The organism is Leucobacter chromiireducens subsp. solipictus, assembly GCF_016758195.1.
Lineage (GTDB): Bacteria > Actinomycetota > Actinomycetes > Actinomycetales > Microbacteriaceae > Leucobacter > Leucobacter solipictus.
In genome coordinates, this window is record NZ_QYAC01000005.1 from 130,309 (window position 1) to 151,293 (window position 20,985).

Genomic DNA, 20,985 nt, shown 5'->3' on the forward strand with positions numbered 1-20,985 from the left:
CGCGGAGTGCCGCGGTGGGGGAAGCATGCAGAACCGATCGATGTTGCGCCGCGCGCTGCGGAAGCCGCAGCGCCGTCTCGCGGGCATCATCGTCGCTGGCGCGGTGCTGGCCGGGGCGATCATGCCGCTGAGCGCGGTGGTCCCCGCATTCGCGGAGGCCGCCCCGGCAGAGACCACGCCGGAGCTCGACAGCAGCGCGCCCGAGCACCAGTACTCCGAGCCGGCCGGCGAGCCGCCGACCGCTCCCGAAGACCCCGCGGACATCGAAGCCCCTGCGCAGCCGGACGCGGCCTCCGGCCAGCCCGGTGGCACCGCGGAGCCCGCGCCGACGGAGCTCCCGGACGCTGCGGTGCCGAACCCCGAAACCCCCGGTGAGGTGACGGATCGCGGTGCGGCTGCGCCGCTCGCTGCGGCCCCGTTCGCGGCAGCGCCCGTGTGCGTGCCGCCGAGCGGCGTCGGCACGGTGCACCCCGCGAACCCCAGCAAGCCCACGCCGGTCGACGGCAACGCCAGCGTCTACGTGGGCGGCAACTACACCCGCACCGCGGGTGCGGAGCTGGAGGGTCAGCTCGTGGTGCGCGGCAACGCGACGTTTGCGGCGGGATCGAAGTACAACATCGGCTGGGTCGGTGCCGGATCGGGGTTGATCCCGGCCGAGGGCAGCACCGCGCTGCGCGTGGGCGGGAACGTTTCCGTCGGCTCCGGGGCCGAGCTGATCACCGGCACCGTGGACGCGGCGACCGGTGCGCCCAAGCCGGTTCACGTGCGGGTCGGCGGCACGGTCACGGGCTCGGGCAGCATCGCCCTGCAGCACACCGGTAGCACCACGCAGACCGCGCTCGGCCGGGACGCGGCCCTCGGACGCCCCGCCTTCAGCACGTGGGCGGATGGCGGTCACGCCGCGCTGCGCCAGGTGGTCGAGCGCAATCAGAACAGCGGTGCGCTGGGAACCGTCACCACGGAGGCCGGCGGCTTCCTGACGCTCACGGGTGCCCCGGGCGCCACGCGGCACCAGTTCGTGATCGACGCGAGCCTGCTCGGCACGCAGGCGTGGGCGCTGAATCTCGGCGCGAACATCGCACCGAACCACCCCATCGTGATCACCGTCACGGGTGCCAGCCCCACGGTCAACATCTCGGGTGTCTGGGTCAACAAACAGCAGCTCAGCATGGGCGATGCCCGGTTCGGGCAGGCCGCAACACAGCTCCTGTGGGCGTTCCCGACCGCCACGAAGGTCACCGTCGCCGGTGCCCAGGTCCCCGGCTCGGTGATCGTGCCCACGCCCGGATCCGCCACCACCGTGACCGCCATGGGCGCCAATGGCCGCTACTGGGTCGCGGGCGACCTCACCCACAACGGCGCGGGATCCGAGTTCCACGCCTTCCCCTTCATCGGCGACCCGGAGACCGGCTGCGAGAACCCGGTCGATCCGGAGCCGCCTGTCGTGGTCGAGCCCGAGGCTCCCGCGACCTGCGACGCGAACACGTTTTACGCCCTCGACCAGGTCCAGGGAACAACCTTCAAGCTGCACCGGTACACGGTGAACGACAGGGATCGCATCACCCGGCACGACGCTGACGTCTTGCTCGGACAGTCCAGTCTGTTGCAGGGCTGGAACGCGAATGCGCTGGGGATGAGCTCGCCGCGAGACTTCATGTTCACCGGGCAGAAGTCCACCGACACTGAGGTGCGCGTGTTCCGCGCGACGCAGGGGCAGAGCGGAAATCTGAGCGTGACCCGCGTCGGAACGAAGAAACTGAACATCGACAGCGGAAAGACCGTCGTCGCGGGCGCTGTTGAGCCGAAGTCTGGCGACTTCTATTTCGGCTATTACAGCGTTGCCACGGGTCAGAAGCAGGCGACCCTGCACGTCTACCGCACGCCGGGCTCGGGAACGGCGGAAACGGCCAAATTGCTGACGGCGACGATCACCACCTCCGTCGAGATGACCAACTATTGGGGGAACGGCGATTTCGCGTTTGATGCGAACGGCAACCTGCACTTCGTGCTCAGCAGCAGCACGAAGGCCGGAGATTGGTGGCAACCGGCGGTTCCCGGCCAGGCGGTCGTGGGGAGCCTCACCGCACAACAGCTCGAGAGCGGGAAGAGCGTTCGCGTTTCGAGCAGCACCCCACAGCGCAACCCGCTGAATGAGGCGGGTGGGTTCAACGGGCTCGCCTACCTCGGCAGCGGCAAGATGGTTGCGGAACAGGGGAGCTCACAGACCCTTGCGGAGCCGGGCACACTGAAGCCCATTGGAACCCCCCAGCAGAACTCGAACTTCAGCCTCGTCGATCTCGCCTCCTGCGCCTCGCCCCCGACGCTGACGCTGCAGAAGAACGTGATCGACCGAGTCGAGAACGCCGATCAGTTCCAGCTGGAGCTCCTGCGCGGCGGCACCGTTCTCAACGAGGCGCTGACGAGCGGAACGAAGGCCGGCGTTCAGGCGGAGAAGATCGAGAACGTCCCCGTTGAGGCGGGGGCAACGTACCGCATCCGCGAGACCTTCCCCGCCGCGGGCTCCGCCAAGATGTACCAGAGCGCGCTCGCGTGCGTGCAGGATCCCGCTGGCTCGAAGAAGCCGCTCACGGTCACGCCGGTGCAGGCTCACGAGTGGGACGTCACGATCCCGACCGCGGCCGGCGTGACCGGTGCCGAGGTGCTGTGCACGATCACGAACGATCCGCTGCACCCGAACCTCGCCATCACCAAGACCGCGAACCCGGCCTCTGGTACCGCGGTGCAGGCGGGGCAACAGATCACGTACACGGTGACGTTCGAGAACACCGGCCGTGGCGAGGCGCGCGTCAAGCACGTCGACCACCTCGCTGACGTGCTCGACGACGCGAAGCTGGACGTGAAGAGTCTGCGCTACGGCGACGGCGCGCGCGTCACGGGGCAGACCGCCCCGCTCACTCCCGTGGGCATCACCGGGAAGTTCACCCCGGAGAACGGACAGCTTGCGATCACGGGGGCCGTCCCACCCGGGGCGAAGCGCACGGTCTCCTACACCGTGACGGTGCTCGCGGCGGACGCCAACGCGGAGTCGCGCCAGGCACCGGCGGGGGACGGCGAACCGCACGGCTACCTGCTGCGGAACTTTGTGACCAGCGCGGGCAAGACCCCGCCGACCGAGTGCGCGCCGAAGCCCGGCGAGAACGTGCTCTGCACTGAGCACCCGATCCCCGCGTGGGACATCGTGAAGTCCGCGCAGCCACCGAACAATGCGTCACTCCACACCGGCGGCAACGTCTACTACACGGTGGCGATCCGGAACTTCTCGGGCTCCCCGCTCGCGGGCGTGCACCTTTCGGACGACATCACTGAGGTGATGCGCGTCGCCACCTGGGACCCCGAGGCTCCCCGGGTGGTGCCCAAGGTGCAGGGTGTGCGGTTCCTGAACGCCGCGGGCGCGCAGGTGGACCAGGACGGCAACGTGATGCAGAACGCGGGGCGCCCCGGCATCGCCGCGCAGGACGGCCCTGACTCGCTGCCCTACGAGGTGGTGACCGCACCGGTGCACCAGAACCCGAGTGGTCGCGCGGCCTCGGAGGATCCGCGACGCGGTTCGTGGACGCTCGACACCGAGGCGTTCGACATCCCTCAGGGCGTTGTGCGCGCCGAGGTCAGTTACGCCGTGCAGGTGGGGTACCCGGCAGATCCGGTGAATCCGACGCAGCCGTGGCAGCGTGATGGGTCCAAGGTGCCTGCGGCCCCAATGGCGCTGTTCGACAACTTTGTCGCTGGCACGTCGACCTCGCTCCCGCCGCTGAGCTGTGAGCTCGGCACGGACGTGACGCAGGACGAGCGGTGCCAGACCCGGCACCAGCTCGGTGACGGCTACTTCCACATCCAGAAGAACTCGACCGCGGCCGATCCGGACAACCCTGGCTCCGTGAAGTGGAACCTGCAGGGCGTGGAATTCGAGATCCGGGACACCCCGAACGGGGGGCCCACGCAGGCGATCTGCGATGTGACGCAGAACGCTGAGTGCGCGGAATTCTTCCGGCACACGGACGCCTCTGACGGGCAGGCCCCGGGCTCCTGGCACGCGAGCAACCTGCCCGAGGGCGACTACTACCTGGTGGAGACGAAGGCGGCGGAGGGGCACCAGTTGCTCGCCGAGCCGATCCGGTTCCACGTGGGACCCGTCCAGGCCGGGCAGCCGCTCGGTCAGGGGCAGCTCGGGATCTACCAGCCCGGGATCCCGGCGGACCGCTCGTTCAATGGCGCCGCGGGCGATCGCGTCGACGATTTCTTCCTGCCGCGCTGTGACGCGCCCACGAAGCTGCCGAGCGGCGGCGGCCCGGCGTGTGTCATGCCGACCGGCTGGCTCATGCAGGTCTACGACCCGAAGCTCCTGCCGCTCCCGATGGCCGGCGGGGTCCCGCCGATCACACTGATCGCGGGCGGGGCGCTCCTGGCGCTGGGTGCGGGGCTGTGGATCCGGCGCTCACTGCGCGCCCGCGCTGCCGCCTGACTCGGCCGCACAGATTTCTCAACGTTTCACCGTTCACGAAAGGAACACCCATGAATCGACAGCGAGGCATTCTCGCCAGCATCGGCGCGGCAGCCACCGCGCTGCTGCTTGCCTTCGGCGGGGCATCCGCCGCGCAGGCTGCGCCCAGCAGCTTGCCCGATCCCGGAGCCACCGGCAGCATCAACATTCACAAGTTCGAGCAGCCTGCAACCGCGGGCGACGAGTCCACGGGCGCGGTGCGCGACACCACCGGCCTGACCGCGATTCCGGGCGTGACCTTCACGGTCACCCCGATCACGAATCTGGACCTCACGAAGAATGCCGGCTGGCAGGCCGCCAGCAGGCTGACGCTGGACGCCGCGACCGCCCGGATCTCGGGCACCGGAACGGACGGCAAGCCGGCTCAGCTGGGCACCGCGCTCCCGCCGCAGACCACGAACGCGGCGGGCGACGCGACGTTCGCTGACCTCCCGCTCGGCATGTACCTGGTGCAGGAGACCCAGGCACCCGCCGGTGTGACCAAGGCCGCACCGTTCCTGGTGACGGTGCCGCTGACGGACCCCGACACGCGTGACGCGTGGATCACCGACATTCACGTCTACCCGAAGAACTCGACGGTGAAGGCCGAGAAGTCGGTTCAGGATGAGCGCGCGACCAAGGTCGGCGACGCGATCAGCTGGACGATCACGGGCGACCTGCCCCGCACGGCGAACGCCGATGGGAGCTTCGCGGCACCGACCGGGTACCGCGTGGTTGACGAGCTCGACGCGCGTCTGGCGCTCACGAAGACCGAGGTCTCGCTGACCGCAGGCCCCGCGCTCGTCGAGGGCACCGACTACTTCGTCGACACCGTCGGCAACACCGTCACGATCGATTTCCAGGCCCCCGGCCTCGTGAAGCTCGGCACCGCCGCCGCGGACCCCCAGGCGAAGGTGCGCGTGGTGCTGACCACGACGGTGATCTCGCTCGCGGATGGCACCATCGGTGACGGCAAGATCACGAACACCGCCGTCGTGTTCCCCAACAAGGACTCCTTCGAGGTGAAGCCCGGCGAGCCGGGTGGCCCGGTCGTGACCCCCGAGGTCGAGAGTCGCTGGGGCGACGTGCTCATCAGCAAGGTCTCCACCCAGGACGCCGCGGCGAAGCTCGCCGGTGCCAAGTTCCAGGTTTTCACCTCCGAGGCCGACGCAAAGCAGGCCGGTACCGCAGCGGCCAAGCCGGTGGCGATCAACGGCGTGGATACCTTCGAGACGGCGGCCGACGGCACGGTTCGGATCTCCGGCCTGCACGTCAGCGATTTCGTGAACGGTGCGGAGATCTCCAGCGCGGACGACTACCGCTACTACTGGATCGTTGAGGTCGAGGCACCGAAGGGGTACGAGCTCCTCGCCGAACCGATCCGCACGACCGTCACCGCGGGCGGCACCGCCGTGGAGGCGCTGACTGTCGAGAACGCTCCGAAGAACGCCGGATTCGAGCTGCCCCTCACGGGCGCGGCGGGGACCTGGATGTTCACCATCGCGGGCCTGCTGGTCATCGGCGGCGGCATCGCGATGCTGCTGCGCCGCCGGAAGGCGGATCGCGCCGCATAAGCGCGTTCAGGGGATCCTTTCGTGACGACGTCGACCGCGCCCGCGCTTCCGACCACCCTACGGGGCGGTCGGAAGCGCGGGCGCGGCGATGCCGTGCTCGTCGTCCTCGTGATCACGATCGGACTTGCGATCCTGCTCTATCCGGTTGCCGCGGATTGGTTCTCGTCCCGCAACCACAACTCGGAGATCACCGGCTACCGCCAGGAGGTCACCGATATCGACCCGGCCGCTCGCGCCGAAGAGCTGCTGCTCGCTGACGCCTACAATGCACATATGCCGCAGGGACTGCTGCGCGATCCGTACTCAAGCGCCCCGGTCGGGCCGGAAGAAGAAGACGAGGCGTACGCGGCCTACGAACAGATTCTCCGAGTGAGCGACCGCGGGGTGATCGGCGCGGTGAGCTACCCGTCGCTCGGGATCACCCTGCCGCTGTCACACGGTACCTCCGATGAGGTCATCTCGAAGGGCGCCGGCCACCTCTACGGCTCCTCGCTGCCCGTGGGCGGACCCTCCACCCACTCCGTCCTCACCGCGCACTCCGGTCTTGCGAACGCGCGGCTGTTTACCCCGCTCGTCGACGGCGCTCGCGTGGGGGATACGTTCTCCGTGGAAGTGCTCGGGGAGAAGCACTACTACGAGGTTCGTTCGGTGCGGAACGTTCTTCCCGATAACACTGACTCGCTCCGCATTGAAGCGGGGAAGGACATGGTCACCCTCATTACCTGTTCACCGATCGGCGTGAATAGCCACCGCCTCCTCGTGCGAGGTGAGCGTGTGCCGGGACCCGAGGCCGACTCGGGTGCGCTGCACAGTGACGAGTTGAGCGCTGGGTTCCCGTGGTGGATTCTGGCGTTGCTCGGCGGTGCTGGTGCGACGAGCGGCGCGCTCATCCTGCAGCAGCGGGCCCGGACACGACGTCGGCTGGCGGCGACAGGTGCAAGCGCAGTGGACGAACCTGGGGGCGGCACACTCTAGCGCCGTGGGTTATCCTGAAGGTGGAGACTTCGGGGGATGGTCTATGGCAAGTGAACACACAGGTACATCATTGGCGATGCCCGCCGCGGACCCCGTTCCCCTCACCCCGCCGCGACCCGGGGGAAGCATTCCGCAGCAGCGGTTCACCGCGATCGAGCGCGCGCGGCTCTTCCCGCAGCTCATCGCCCCGATCACCCTGTTCTCTGCCCCCGCGGGCATGGGGAAGACCGTGCTCGCGAGCCAGTGGGTGCGCAGTCCCGCGTTTGCGCACCTCCGGGTCTGCTGGGTGCGCGTGCCCGAAGCCGGCAGCGGCCCGGGAGAGCTGTGGCGGGCCATACGTGAGGCGCTCACCGGCGAAGAAGCGTGTGAGGAGCGTGGGGCCGCGCAGGGCAGCGCCGCACGCTTTGTCGTCGCCCACGAGCGTACCGCCGCACACCGCGCCGTGACCCGGCTCACGGGCCCGACCATGCTCATCATCGACGACTATCAGCGTCTCACTCGGCCCGCGCTCGACCTGGAACTGGCAGAGCTCCCTGAGCTCAGCGCGCACCTCCACCTCACGGTGCTGTCCCGTCGCTTCGCCGCGCTCGACGGTCCGCTCGTCGCCGCCCGGAGCACGGTCCAGGTGTGCAGCGACGAACACTTCGCCTTCACGGTCGAAGACTCACGCGCCCTCGGTGCGCGCCTCGGACTGAGCAGCGAGCGGCTCGTGGACAAGATTCATGTGGGGGCTGGCGGCTGGCCCTATGCGGTCAGGCTTCTGCTGAATGCGATCACCGACGGGGCCACCGTGGATGACCTCGACGCGCTCAGTGAGCGCTTCGTGACCGACTACACCGAACGCTCGCTTTCCGCCCTCGGGCAGCGCGCCCTGTACATCACCGCCGTGTGCGATCGCGTGAGCATCGAGCTGCTCAGTGAAACGATCGGACTGGCGTACGCCGAAACCGCCTCGATCGTGGACCGCATCTGCGAGCTCGGCCTCGGCACGCTCCACTGGTACCCGGGCGGCGCCCGCCTCCGCTGTCATCCCGGCTTCGCCACGGCCTTGCGGCGTCGCGCCCGGCGCGAGCTCGGCGCGACCGAGACTCGGCAACTGCAGCACCAGCACGCGATCGAACTGAGCCACGACGAACCCGAGCAGGGCATCCGCGCTCTGCTCTCGCTGCGCGAGTACGCGGATGCGAGCCGGGCACTGTCGACCGTGTTTCCCGAACGCATCGGCGTTTCCGGCCAGGTTTTCGAACCCTTACACGGCATCCCGATCGACGACCTCACCGCACACCCCTTTCTGCTCGGGGCCTTCCTGCTCTCAGAGATCTGGAACGCCAACTGCACGGTCGATGAGGCAACGGACATGCGTGAGGCGCTCCGCGTCGGCGTTGCCCAGCACGTGCACCCGGAGGATCCTGAACGGTACTTCCCAACGCGGGCTATCCTGGTCGCGGTGGAACGGCTCGACGATGACGGACGCGCGCTCGAATTGGCGCGTGCGCTCGAACGGGAACTCCTGGAGGGCTACGCGGCGAGCGCGGCCGGCGTGAGTTTCACGCCGCTGCATCTGGCCACACCGTTCATTTTCTCGACCATCGCCGAGACCGGACAAACCTCAGGCGATCTCAGACTTGCGGCCCGCTGCTTTCAACGCGCGGCGGAGTGGGCGGAACTGCTCGACGCGGAAGCGAAGCAGTACCGGGCGTACACCGGGATCGCGGTGGTCGCTGCGATCAATGGAGAGACGGCTCGAGCGCGCAGCGTGCTCGCCGCCGCTGAGGAACTCACCCAGCTCCTGCCCGACGGGCACGGCGCACGCGCCAGCCTCAACGTCACGGTCGCGCGCCTGTTGATCGCCGCGGAGGCGGCGGATCCGGCGCAGCTGGCCGATCTTCTCGCCACGGTGACACAACCGCACGCCACACTGATCGAGTGGCCGTACCTTGCGTTGGCCGAAGCGGAGATCGTGCGACAGCGCGACGGCAACCTCGCCGCGATCGCGGGGCTCGACGCACGGATCCGTGAGGCCAAGCGGTTCTACCCGCACCGGAACGACCCGCAACAGGTGCTTGAAGCCTACGCCGCGCAGGTCCTCGCCACGCACGGCAACTACCGGGAGTCCTGGGATCGGCTGGCAACGCTGCCCCAGGGATTCCCGGACGGCATCCTGGGCCGGGCGCGCCTGGCTCTCCTCCGCGGGGACGACGCCGCGGCGGTGGCCGAAAGCTCGGCGCTGCTCAACGGTCGCGCCAGCACCTGGTTGCGGATCGCGGCGCGGCTCGTGCGCGCCGCCGCCCACTGGTCGCTCGGGGACGCTCACGCCGCTGCGGGAGACTTTCAGGCTGCGGCAGAGGCGATGACCAAACACGGCACCCACAGCGGCCTCGAACTCATCCCCTACGACACGCTCACCGAGCTCGCCGAGGCGTCACCGCAACCGCTTCCCGCGACACTCGCGCGCGTCATTCGGGATCTCCCCGCGTCGAGCCGCTGTGAGCCGTACGCGTCACTGACCGAAGCCGAACTCCGGATTCTCGAGGCCATCGCCGAGTCTTCCGCGCCGCTCCCCGTCATCGCAGAATCGCTGTTCGTGACGCCGCACACCGTCAAGTTTCACCTGCGGAGCGTGTATCGAAAACTGCGGGTGGCCGGGCGCGAAGCGGCCGCGGTGCGGGCCCGCGAGATCGGCATCGTCGACCCGGTGCCGGCGATCACCGCGCCCCGCATGCCTGGCGTCGCGGCTACGGCCTGACGGGAAACTCTCGGCCCGCATCCCACGGTTCAGACCAGCCGAGCTCGTCGAACAGGGTCGCCAGCAGGATCCCGGTGAACCCCCACACGATGCGGGAGCCGAACTGGGGTCCCAGCTTGAACGCGGCACCCCGATGGTGATACCCCGAGCGAGTGAGGACCGAGGTGCCGCGCGCGCGAGGGCTGAGCAGCTCGGCGACCGGGGTTCGGAACACTTCGACCGACTCCGAATGATCGGCAGCCACGGCACTCGGCAACCGCCACCAGCCGACGACGGGGGTAACGAGATTGTTGCTCACGGGAATGTGGACCTCGGGCAACATCCCCAGGACCTCAACCCCCGCCGGCTCCAGCCCGGTCTCTTCCTGGGCCTCGCGCAGCGCGGTCGCCGCGGCGTCGGCATCCCCGGCCTCGACGCCCCCGCCGGGGAACGCAATCTGCCCCGCGTGATGCCGCATCCTGTCGGCACGCCGGGTGAGCAAGACGTCCAGTTCCGGCGGCACCGTCGTGGCCCCGCCGACGGCGGGCTTCCGATCCAGCGCGCCAAACAGGATGAGCACCGCGGAGTGCCGAAGCGGCGCATCCGCAAGCGCGCCTTGGGGCGGAAACTGGAGTCGGAGTCCACGCCCCATGAGCGCCCGAAGCTCCTCCTGCGCAGCGGCAACTGACCGGTCCATAGCCGTCAGCCTAGCGGTCCGCCGGGGTTATCCCTCCGCGAGCAGGTCCGAGATCCCCTCGGGCACACGCTGCGAGCGCGCCCACGGCTCGCGGTCGCGGCGCGCCACACGCTTCATCTGCTGGGACTCTTCCGCACGGACCTGCGTGAGCACGGCGATCACGGCGGCGCGCTCTTCGGCGCTCACCTGCCGGGTCACGAAGTGAATGTCCTCACCGCGGATCGTGTCGTCCTGCGGGCCGAGTTCTTCGCGCTTCGCGGCGTCGCGGGCGGCCGCGTCCGGCGGCAGGTGGCCGTCGGAGAGTTCGGCGAGGTCCGCGTCCTCACGCACTGAGACAGCGATAGACTCGGCGCTGCTCGGAGTCTGCACGGCGCTCACAGTGGAATGTTGCCGTGCTTCTTGGCGGGCTGCTCGGTGCGCTTGCCGCGCAGGCCGCGCAGGGACTTGATCACCGCAAGACGCGTTCCCGCGGGCTCCAGCACGTTGTCGAGCTCGCCACGCTCAGCGGCGAGGAACGGGCTCGTCACGTCCTGGGTGTACTTCGCGGTGAGCTCGGCGCGCAGCGCTTCGACGTCCTCGCCGCGTTCGGCGGCGGCCGCGAGCTCCTTGCGGTACAGGATGTTGACCGCACCGGAGCCGCCCATGACGGCGATTTCGGCGGTGGGCCACGCGATGTTGAAGTCGGCACCCATCTGCTTCGACCCCATCACGATGTACGCGCCACCGTAGGCCTTGCGCGTAATAATCGTGACGAGCGGCACGGTGGCCTCAGCGTAGGCGTACAGCAGCTTCGCGCCGCGGCGGATCACGCCCTGGAGCTCCTGATCGGTGCCGGGCAGGTAGCCGGGCACGTCGACGAGCGTGAGGATGGGGATCGAGAACGCGTCGCAGAACCGCACGAATCGCGCGGCCTTCTCGCTCGCGTCGATGTTCAGCGTTCCGGCCATCTGGTTTGGCTGGTTCGCCACGATGCCGACCGTGCGCCCCTCAACACGGCCAAAGCCAATGAGCATGTTCGGGGCGAACAGCGGCTGCACCTCGAGGAAATCGCCCGAATCGAGGATCCCCTCGATGACGGTCTTCATGTCGTAGGGCTGGTTCGGGCTGTCCGGGATCAGCGTGTTGAGGCGGCGATCCGCATCCGTGATCTCGAGCGCCGTGTCGCTGTCGTACACCGGGGCTTCGGCCAGGTTATTGTCCGGCAGGTAGCTGATCAGGGCGCGCGCGTAGTCGAGCGCGTCGTGCTCATCGCTCGCGAGGTAATGGGAGACGCCGCTGGTCTTGTTGTGCGTGAGCGCGCCGCCCAGCTCCTCGAAGCCGACCTCCTCGCCCGTGACCGTCTTGATGACGTCGGGGCCGGTGACAAACATGTGGCTCGTCTTGTCCACCATGATCACGAAGTCGGTGAGTGCCGGGGAGTACACCGCGCCGCCGGCCGACGGGCCCATGACGATCGAGATCTGCGGGATCACGCCCGAGCACATCGTGTTCAAGCGGAAGATATTCGCGTACTTGGAGAGGGAGACCACGCCCTCCTGAATGCGTGCCCCGCCCGAGTCCAGGATTCCGAACACGGGTGCGCCGGTCTTGAGCGCAAATTCCATGGCCTTCACGATCTTCTCGCCGGCCACCTCGCCGAGCGAGCCGCCGAAGGTGGTGAAGTCCTGCGAGTAGACCACGACCTGGCGGCCGTGGATGGTGCCCGCGCCGGTGACGACCGAGTCGCCGAACGGGTGGCTCTTCTCCATGCCGAAGCCCACACTGCGGTGCTTCACGTACTTGTCGAACTCAACGAACGAGCCCGGGTCGAGCAGCGCGGTGATCCGCTCCCGCGCGGTCATCTTGCCGCGGGGGTGCTGCTTCGCCGCGGCCGCGGCATCGCGATCGCCCACGGCCTCCTGGTACTTGCGGCGGTGGTCGGCGATACGGCCCGCGGTGGTGGCCGGGGTCGCTGGGGTGGCGTTTTCTGCAGTCACGGATGCCAGCCTAGCGCGGAGCCCATGCCCGTACCCTCCCAACCTCTCCAACGGAATGCCGGATCCTTCGTCACTTCCCTACCAAATGCCGCCCGCACCCAGGCGTGCCGGCCGGAGTGCCCCGCCCGTGTCGGCGATGCGTCGCGAGGGGGAGCGGCCAGACGCGCGGGCAGCCGCGTGGCCGGTCAGGCGGGCCCGCGGGGCCAGCCGCGGCCGAGCGGTATAGCGTGGGGGTATGGACCTAACGCGCACCGCCGAACTGCTGCCGCGAGTGATCTGGCGGGAGAGCTCCTCCTCGACAAATGCGGAGCTGCGCGAGCTCGCGCGGAGCGCGCAGTCGCCGCTGGCCGATGGCACCATGCTTCTGACTTCGGACCAGACGGCGGGCCGGGGCCGGCTGGATCGCGGTTGGGTCACGCCGCCCGGGCAGGCGCTCGCCATCTCAGTGCTGGTGCGCCGCCCGGGCACGCGGGTGGGGCTGGGCCTGAGCTGGCTCCCGCTGCTCGTCGGTTCCGCCATGACCACCGCGCTGCAGCGGCGTTTTGGCGACGACAGACGCGTCGGCGTGAAGTGGCCGAATGATGTTCACGTGCGCGACGAGGACGACGCGATCGCCGGGCGGCCGGGGCAGAAACTGTGCGGGATCCTGTGCGAGCTGCTTCCGGACGGGGCGGTGGTGGTCGGGACGGGGCTGAACCTCCTGATCCCCGAGGAGGAGCTGCCGACGGATCGGGCGTCTTCGTTGCTCGCCGCGGGCGCGGACGTCAACGGCGTGGAGAACCTTTTCGAACCGGCCGGCACGGCGCTCGCGGACACGATCCTCGCCGACTACGTCACCGCGTTGCGGGAGCTCTTGACACTCGCTGAGACGCAGCCGGCCGCCGCGCGCGCCCGAGTGGCTCGACATTCGTTGACGCTCGGCACCGAAGTGCGGGTCCACCTGCCGGGGGATGAGGTCGTTGACGGGAGGGCCAGGGCGCTCGCCGACGATGGTGCGCTCATCGTGGACCTGCCCACTGGCGGGGTCCTCACGGTCTCCGCTGGGGATGTGGAACACCTGCGCGTGCCCTAACCCTGCGCGTGCCTTACCCCGGCACCGCACGCCCGTTCCGGTCCGGGTGTTCCGACGTGCGTCCCTGATCATCACTCGGCTCGCTGAGCCTGGTGATGATCGCGTACAGCCGGTCGTCGAGCCGGAGGAGACCCGAGCTAAGCTCTGCGCGAAGATCATGGGACTCCTGGGCAAGCCTGGTATCGAGGCTGTCGATTCGGGTGCTGAGGGTGGTGTTGAAGTGGTCGATCCGGGCGGTGAGGCTGGAGTTGACGTTCTCGATTCGGGCCGTGAGCTTCGCGTCCAATGCGTCGACTTTGGCATCGAGCTTGTTGATTCGGTCGGTGAGTGTTGTGTCGAGCTTGTTGATTCGCTCGGTGAGCTTCGTGTCCAATGCGTCGACTTTGGCATCGAGCTTGTTGATTCGCTCGGTGAGTGTGGTGTCGAGCTTGTTGATTCGCTCGGTGAGCTTCGTGTCCAACGCGTCGACTTTGGCATCGAGCTTGTCGATTCGGTCGTTGAGCGTCGTGTCGAGCTTGTCGATTCGGCCGTTGAGTGTGGTGTCGAGCTTGTCGATTCGCCCGTTGAGTCGTGTGTCGAGCCCGTCGATTCGGTCCGTGAGTGTGGTGTCGACGGCGCTGATCTGCGCGGTGAGCCGGGTATCGAGTCCCCGGATCTGCGCCGTGTGCGCGTCAGCTCGCTGTTCGGCCTGCCGCGAGATCGTGCGGAGACCCACCAGGGTCGTTGCGATGACCGCGGCGACCGCTGAGATGAGCGGGATGAGTGATGGCGCGTCCACGGTGCCTCCGATCGGTGCGTGGCTGCTCGAATGCGCCCCACACTACGTGCTGAACACGGGCTGCGAAAGCACGAAGTCCTCAGTTGCGGGGAACTGTGGATAAGCCTTCGAAAGGTGCGCCTGTGAGCGACGCAGGGGTGGGCCTGGAGCACCTGCGTGCTCCAGGCCCACCCTGGGTAACTCGCGCGACACCGTTCCGCCGGGCTAGCGCGTCCCCTCGAGCGGGTACTCCTCGCCCAGGGCGTCGATCTGCTGGGTGGTCGGGTCGCCCTCCGTGAAGTCCATCTTCGGTACGGGGCGTCTGAACCCGCGCGTCACCAGGCCGATGATCACCACGCCGACGAGCAACCAGATCCCACCCACGAGCCAGGTGGTCGCCTCAAGGGAGGTCCACAGCCAGATGGTGAGCGCAAAACCGATGAGCGGGGCGACGCCGTGGACCAGGACCGATCGGGCGGTGAGCGGTTCCCGACGCCCACCCTTCGGGAAGAGGTATGTGCGGATCACGGAGAGGTTCACCATCGCAAACGCGGCGAGCGCGCCGAAGCTGATCATGAACGCCACGGTGTCGAGCGAGAGGAACAGGCTCGAGAGCGCGAACACCGACACGACGATCGCGGCGACGATCGGCGTGCCGAAGCGCTGGTGCAGACGGGAGAGCGGGCGGGGAAGCATGCCGTCGCGGCCCATGGCGTAGAGGATGCGGGACACCGACACCTGGCCGGTCATGCCGGATCCGAACGCGCCGACCACGTACACGGCCACGAAGAACGCGGTGAACGCCTCGCCGCCGATGTTGTTCATGACGGTGACACCCGCCGCCTCGATTTCTGCGTCGCTCAATCCGGCCCAGTCCGGCGCGTAGGCGACGGCTCCGGCCCAGGACACGAGGATGAAGAACAGGCCGCCCAGCAGCGTCGCAAACACGATGGCGCGGGGGATGTCCTTGCGGGGCCGCTTGGCCTCCTCAGAGAGCGTCGAAACCGCGTCGAAGCCGAGGAAGGACAGGGCGAGGATCGCGGCACCCGAGGCGACCGCGCCGATGCCGCCCTCACCGAAGGTGAAGGGTTCGATCAGGCTGATCTCGGTGTTGCCGCCGAGGGCGTGCTTGAAGGCGAGCACCATGAAGATCACGACGAGCACCACGGAGAGCGCGATGATCGCCATGTTCACCTTGTTGACCAGGTTGATCCCGAGGATGTTGAACAGGAGCACGAGGAGCAGCGCGGCGAGCGTGAACACCCACACCGGGATCCCCGGGAATTGCGTGTTCAGGTAGATCCCGATCAGCATGAAGTTGATCATGGGGATGAAGAGGTAGTCGAGCAGCATCACCCAGCCGGTGAGGAAGCCCGCCGCGCCCCCGAAGGACTGCTGCGTGTAGGTATAGGCGGAGCCCGCGACCGGATAGCGGCGCACCATGGCGCCGTAGCTGGCCGCGGTGAACAGCATCGTCACGACCGCGACGATGTAGGCGGCCGGGAGGTGTCCGTCGGTCACCTGGTTCACGATCCCGTAGGTCGTGAACACGGTGATCACGGTCATGTAGGTCACCCCGAACAGGGTGAGCCCGACGAGGCCGAGCGACCGTTTCATCTGCGGTTGGGTGGATGTGCTCACGATGTCTCCCTTGACTCTGTGCAGCAGTGTTACTGGAATTATGGGGTAAAGGTGCGTGCTCCGGCCAACCACGTGCCGCGCACGGCGAGTCCCGTGATGGCTTCGGGCGCGATGGCGAGCGGGTTGTCGGCGAGCCACACGGCGTCGGCGTCCTGGCCGACGGCGAGCGTGCCGCGGCGTTCCGCCGCGAGGGCCTGCCGCGCGATGCCCGTGGTGTATGCCCCGAACGCCGTCGCCGCGTCGACGCGCTCCTCGGGGAGCCACGCGGTTGCCGTGGGGTCCGTCGGGTCGTGCCGGGTGATCGCGGTCGCGAGCGCCGGCCGCCAGTCGATCGTGGTCACGGGCCAGTCGCTGCCGAAGGACACGGTCGCGCCGCTGCGGTGGACCGAACCGATGAGGTACTGCCACTCGTCGCGCGGCTGGCCCAGGTGCGGGATCGTCAGGTCCCGCATGACGGCGTCGCACTGCGCCCAGTACGGCTCGAAGTTCGCGATGATCCCGAGCTGCGCGAAGCGGTCGACATCCGCGGGGTCCAGCACGGCGACGTGCGCGATAACGTGGTGCCGCTCGCGCTCCGGATCCTGCGCCGCGGCACCTTCCAGGGCGTTCAAAGCGCTGCGGTTCGCGGCGTCGCCGATGGCGTGCAGGTGGAGCTGGAAGCCGAGCGCGTCGAACGCGGCCGTCGCAGCGTTCAGTTCCGCGGTCTCCCAGTTCGGCAGCCCGGAGTCGTCGCTGCGATCCGCGTAGGGGGCGAGCAGCGCGGCGGTGTGGCTCTCAACGACGCCGTCGAGGAAGAACTTCACGGTCTCGCCGGAGAGCCGCTCCGCGCCCAGGTCTCGGACGCTCGCGCGTGCCGCCTCGAACTCGGCGAGCTGCTCCCGCCACCGCACCGGGTCGGCGCGGAACGCCAGGTTCACCCGCGTGTGCAGCCGCCCGGCCTGCGCCGCGGTGAGGTAGACCTCGATATCGCTGGGCTCCACCCAGGCGTCCTGCACCCAGGTCATGCCGAGTTCGGCGTAGTTGCGCGTGGCGCGTTCGATCGCGTCGAGGCGCTGTGCGAGCGGGAACGCCGGCACGACGTCGGCGAGGAAGTTGTTAGCGGCGGACTCCTGCAGCGTGCCCAGGGGGCTGCCGTCCGCGCGGCGCACGATCCGGCCGAGGTGCGGATCCGGGGTGTCGGCGGTGATCCCGCCGGCCGCCAGAGCGGCGGAGTTCACCCATGCCGTGTGGTAGTCCCAGGCGCGCAGGATCGTGGGGGTGTCGCCCGTCACCTCGTCGAGCCAGCGCGCGTCGAACAGCCCACCCTCCGCGAAGGTGGCGTCGTAGCTCGCCCCGACGATCCACTCGGCGTCGGGGTGCGCGGCCTTCCACTCGGCGACCGCGTCGAGGATCCCCTGGAGGTCGGCTGCCTGGCGCACGGCCGGGCCGAGCGCCTCGACGCCGCCGAGCATCGGGTGCGCGTGGCCGTCGCCGGGGGCGGGTGCCAGCGTGCCGCCCGCCAGATCGACAACCTCGGCACCGGGCGCGTCGGCGAGCGCGGCGGCCTCGGTGCCGAGCGCGACGACCCGGCCGTCGCGGAACGCGATCGCGTCGCTGGTGCGGGCGGGGCCCGCGGGATTCGGATCGACGAGGATGGTGCCGCCGGTGAATACGGTGGTGCTCATGTGACTGCGTCCTTCGCTACTCGGTGGTGGCGCCGCGCGGTGGCGGTCGCCGGTGATGGGTGCGGGGCCGTGGACGGCTCCCGTCAGATTACTTGAAGGGGGTCGCCTCGCCCATGGCGTCGACGACCGAGGTTTCGGGCCCCTCGGAGAAATCCATGCGGGGGACGGGCTTGCGGAAGAAGTTCGTCTTGAACAGGAGAATGAGGAGGCCGATCGCGAACCAGATTCCGCCAACGATCCAGGTCATGGACTCGAGCGAGGTCCAGAGCCAGATGGTCAGAGCGAAGCCGATCAGCGGGAAGAGGCCGCGCAGGATCAGGTCCTTGGCGGAGCGCTGTGCCTCGTCTCCGCGCCGCGGGAAGAGGTGCACGCGAATCACGGAGAGGTTCACCATGGCGAAGGCGGCGAGCGCGCCGAAGCTGATCATGAACGCCGCCTGCTCCAGGGTGAGGAAGAGGCTCGCGAGCGCGAAGACCGACACGGTGCCGGCGGCGACGACCGGGGTGCCGAAGCGCTTCCAGAGGATCCCGAGCGGCTTTGGGAGCGTGCCGTCGCGGCCCATCGAATAGAGGATGCGTGAGACCGAGACCTGGCCGGCGAGGCCGGATCCGAAGCAGCCCGCCACGGTGAAGACCACGAACAGGATGCCCAGCCACTCGCCGGCGACGTGGTGGGCGAGGACCACGCCCGCGGCGTCGAGCAGTTCGCGCGGTGCCTGGCTCCAGTCGTCCAGGTGGTACGCGCGGGCACCGACCCAGGAGACGAAGATGAACAGCGCGCCGCCGATGAGCGCGGTCAGGATGATGGCGCGGGGGATGTCGCGGCGGGGGTGCTTGGCCTCTTCGGAGAGCGTGGAGACGGCATCGAAGCCGAGGAATGAGAGCGCGAGGATCCCGGCCCCCGTGAAGATCGGGCTGAAGCCTGCGCTGCCGGGGATGAACGGGTCGATCAGTCCGGGGGCCGTCGGATCCGCGATCGCGGTCTTGATGGCGAACACGGCGAAGAGGATGATCGCGGCGCCGGAGATGCTGACGATGACGATGTTGAGCTTGTTGACGAGGGTGATGCCGAGCACGTTGAAAATGAACACGGCGATGAGGGTGATCAGCGAAACGAGCTCCGCGGGGACGCTCGGGAACTGCGTGCTGACGTAGAGCCCCAGGATCATGAAGTTGATCATGGGGATGAAGAGGTAGTCGAGCAGGAGCACCCAGCCGGTGAGGAAGCCCGCACCGCCGCCGAAGGCCTGCTGCGTGTACGTGTAGGCGGATCCGGCGACCGGGTACTTGCGCACCATCGCGGCGTAGCTGTTGGCGGTGAAGAGCATGGTGAGCAGCGCGACGACATAGGCGAGGGGGAGCTTGCCCTCGGTGATCTGATTCACGATTCCGTACGTCGTGAACACCGTTGCCACGGCCATGTACGCGAGGCCGAACAGGACGAGGCCTCCCAAGCCGAGTTCTCGTTTGAGGCCGTTTCGTGTGGCTGCTTGACTCACTGGATCTCCTTTGATGCGGATCGATCGGTCATAAATGAACAGGGTTCTTTTACGGCCGAGTTGAGAATAGTACGAAACGCGCCCGAGCGCGACTTCGAAACCCACGAGCCCGCACATTCGTGCCAAGCTGGGCGCGGAGGAACACATGTCGACACCGGCGAAGACGCCCAGGCCGCACGGTCCGCGACGCAGCGAGACCGGCACAGAGCCCCCGAAGCGCCGTGTCGGGCGACCCCGCACGAGCGTGCTGTCGCGCCAACTCATTCTGGAAACCGGCCTGCGACTCATCGTGGAACGCGGCGCCCACAGCGTCGGCATGCGCGCAATCGCGAGTGAGCTCGGCGTGCGACCGTCCGCGCTCTACAACCACGTCGCGGGGCAGTCCGAGCTGATCGCCGGTGTCCGCGAACTCATCAGCGACCGCATCGCGACCGACATGTTCGCGAGCGAGCCGTGGGATACCGCCCTCGCCGGCTGGGCGCGGCACTATCGCGACACCTTCGCCGCGCACCCGCCCACGATCGCGCTGCTCGCCGTGCTCCCGCTCACGCCGGATTCAGTCACCTCGCTCATGTACGAGACCGTGATCTCCGCGCTGGTGCGTGCCGGCTGGCCGGGGGATCGGGCCCTCACCCTGATGGTGTCGCTCGAGTCCTTCATTCTCGGATCGGCGCTGGACCTCGCGGCGGAGGACGAGATGCTCAATCCCGGCCCCCGCAGCGATGTGCCCGCCTTCGCCGCAGCCTACGCCGCGCGTGAGACGGCGCTCGCCGCCACGGGCACGAGCACGGCCGACGCCGCGTTCGAGTTCGGGCTACGCGCACTGCTCGCCGGCTTCCGTGCCGAGTACGCGGCGGCGGGCCTGAGCCCCCGATCCGGCACAGACCTTCCCGATACGGCAGACGGGGCCGGAGCGGCATAGCCGCCCCCGCCCCGCCCAGACGCCCGGTAGGCACTCGTCTGGGCGTTGACGCTCGGTACGACCATTCCACACGTCACTCAAACGGTAGGAGATTCACGGAAATCGAGGAGATTTTCTCCCTGAAACCGGACCTGGGCGCAGGATCTCCGAGGTTTTGATGAGCGCGGCCGGCACCCCTAGCGGGCGTCGCCCGCGGCGGAGGCTTTCTGGGAGAAGTACACGGGGATCAGGGACAGCAGGATCATCACCGTCGCGACCACGTTGACCTGGTTGACCTCGTTGGGGCGAGCCATCTGGTTCATGATCCACAGCGGCAGGGTCTCGACCCCGGGTGGCGCCGTGAAGATCGTGACCACGATCTCATCGAAGGACAGCGCGAAGGCGAGCAGGCCGCCCGCAATGAAGGCGCTGCGGAACTGCGGGAACGTGACGAGCCGGAAGGTCTGCGCGATGCCGGCGCCGAGATCCATCGAGGCCTCTTCGAGGTTCGGATTCATGCGACGCAACCGGGCGATCACGTTGTTGAACACCATCACGACGCAGAACGTCGCGTGGGCAATGATCATGCCCCAGTACCCGACATTGATCCCCATCGGCTTCAGCACCTGGTGGAAGGTGTTCGAGAGCGCGACACCGGTGACGATGCCGGGGAGGGTAATCGGAAGCACGATCAGCAGGTTCACGGTCTGCTGCCCGAAGAACCGGAAGCGCTGCAGCGCGAAGGCCGCCAGCGTGCCGAGCAGGAGCGCGATCGCGGTCGCAATGAGGGCGACGACCACGGAGTTGAGCAGCGCGGCATGCACCGCCGGATTGGCGAGCGCCTTCTGCCACCACTCCAGCGAGAACCCCGGGATCGGCCAACCGGGCACGCGGCCCGCGTTGAAGGAGTTCATGATGATCACGAACAGGGGGATGTACATGAACCCGAGGGCGACGAGGGTGACGAGGCCGAGCACGATCTTCGTGCCGCGAGTGAGGCGAAGCAT

14 protein-coding genes are annotated in these 20,985 nt (G+C 68.4%); 6 read left to right on the top strand and 8 right to left on the bottom strand.

Annotated elements, in window-relative coordinates; genetic code table 11:
* Positions 1-25 precede the first annotated feature (25 nt).
* From D3230_RS10375 to D3230_RS10390, 4 genes are read left to right on the top strand one after another with little or no spacing between them, the layout of a single operon-like run.
* Positions 26-4,480 (top strand): DUF7927 domain-containing protein, encoded by a 4,455-nt coding sequence (locus tag D3230_RS10375; protein WP_202344967.1) that lies wholly within the window; start codon positions 26-28, stop codon positions 4,478-4,480.
* 50 nt (positions 4,481-4,530) lie between these two features.
* On the top strand, positions 4,531-6,072 hold the full coding sequence (locus D3230_RS10380) for a SpaH/EbpB family LPXTG-anchored major pilin (protein WP_202344968.1): 1,542 nt from the start codon (positions 4,531-4,533) through the stop codon (positions 6,070-6,072).
* Between the two features lie 21 nt (positions 6,073-6,093).
* Positions 6,094-7,047 carry a class C sortase gene (locus tag D3230_RS10385; RefSeq protein WP_337249152.1) on the top strand — a complete coding sequence of 318 codons (954 nt, stop codon included), beginning with the start codon at positions 6,094-6,096 and terminating at the stop codon, positions 7,045-7,047.
* Between the two features lie 43 nt (positions 7,048-7,090).
* Positions 7,091-9,793, top strand: a complete 2,703-nt coding sequence (locus tag D3230_RS10390; protein WP_202344969.1) for a LuxR C-terminal-related transcriptional regulator — start codon at positions 7,091-7,093, stop codon at positions 9,791-9,793.
* Here D3230_RS10390 and D3230_RS10395 read toward each other — a convergent pair.
* From D3230_RS10395 to D3230_RS10405, 3 genes are read right to left on the bottom strand one after another with little or no spacing between them, the layout of a single operon-like run.
* Positions 9,783-10,469, bottom strand: a complete 687-nt coding sequence (locus D3230_RS10395; protein ID WP_202344970.1) for an NUDIX hydrolase — start codon at positions 10,467-10,469, stop codon at positions 9,783-9,785. The two genes, D3230_RS10390 and D3230_RS10395, sit on opposite strands and share 11 nt — an antisense overlap.
* Positions 10,470-10,496: 27 nt before the next feature.
* A complete protein-coding gene (locus D3230_RS10400; protein ID WP_337249153.1) occupies positions 10,497-10,847 on the bottom strand; it encodes a hypothetical protein in 351 nt (116 codons plus the stop codon).
* The gene (locus D3230_RS10405) at positions 10,844-12,445 is read right to left on the bottom strand and encodes a carboxyl transferase domain-containing protein (protein WP_202344971.1); all 1,602 of its coding nucleotides are present in this window, start codon (positions 12,443-12,445) and stop codon (positions 10,844-10,846) included. The genes D3230_RS10400 and D3230_RS10405 overlap by 4 nt, the downstream gene beginning before the upstream one ends.
* Before the next feature lie 235 nt (positions 12,446-12,680).
* On the opposite strand from D3230_RS10405, the gene D3230_RS10410 reads away from it, so the two are divergent.
* Positions 12,681-13,517 carry a biotin--[acetyl-CoA-carboxylase] ligase gene (locus tag D3230_RS10410; protein WP_202344972.1) on the top strand — a complete coding sequence of 279 codons (837 nt, stop codon included), beginning with the start codon at positions 12,681-12,683 and terminating at the stop codon, positions 13,515-13,517.
* 13 nt (positions 13,518-13,530) lie between these two features.
* Here the strand turns inward: D3230_RS10410 and D3230_RS10415 are convergent, their stop codons facing one another.
* The 4 genes from D3230_RS10415 to D3230_RS10430 form a co-directional block, all read right to left on the bottom strand.
* A complete protein-coding gene (locus D3230_RS10415; protein WP_202344973.1) occupies positions 13,531-14,295 on the bottom strand; it encodes an apolipoprotein A1/A4/E family protein in 765 nt (254 codons plus the stop codon).
* A 204-nt stretch (positions 14,296-14,499) separates the two neighbouring features.
* Positions 14,500-15,915, bottom strand: a complete 1,416-nt coding sequence (locus tag D3230_RS10420; protein WP_337249154.1) for an APC family permease — start codon at positions 15,913-15,915, stop codon at positions 14,500-14,502.
* 38 nt (positions 15,916-15,953) lie between these two features.
* Positions 15,954-17,579 (bottom strand): amidohydrolase, encoded by a 1,626-nt coding sequence (locus D3230_RS10425; protein WP_202344974.1) that lies wholly within the window; start codon positions 17,577-17,579, stop codon positions 15,954-15,956.
* A gap of 88 nt (positions 17,580-17,667) precedes the next feature.
* A complete protein-coding gene (locus D3230_RS10430; protein ID WP_337249155.1) occupies positions 17,668-19,077 on the bottom strand; it encodes an APC family permease in 1,410 nt (469 codons plus the stop codon).
* Between the two features lie 145 nt (positions 19,078-19,222).
* Here D3230_RS10430 and D3230_RS10435 point away from each other — a divergent pair, with 145 nt between their 5' ends.
* Positions 19,223-19,999 (top strand): TetR/AcrR family transcriptional regulator, encoded by a 777-nt coding sequence (locus D3230_RS10435; protein WP_202344976.1) that lies wholly within the window; start codon positions 19,223-19,225, stop codon positions 19,997-19,999.
* Between the two features lie 176 nt (positions 20,000-20,175).
* Here D3230_RS10435 and D3230_RS10440 read toward each other — a convergent pair whose 3' ends face one another.
* Positions 20,176-20,985 (bottom strand): ABC transporter permease, encoded by an 810-nt coding sequence (locus D3230_RS10440; protein ID WP_202344977.1) that lies wholly within the window; start codon positions 20,983-20,985, stop codon positions 20,176-20,178.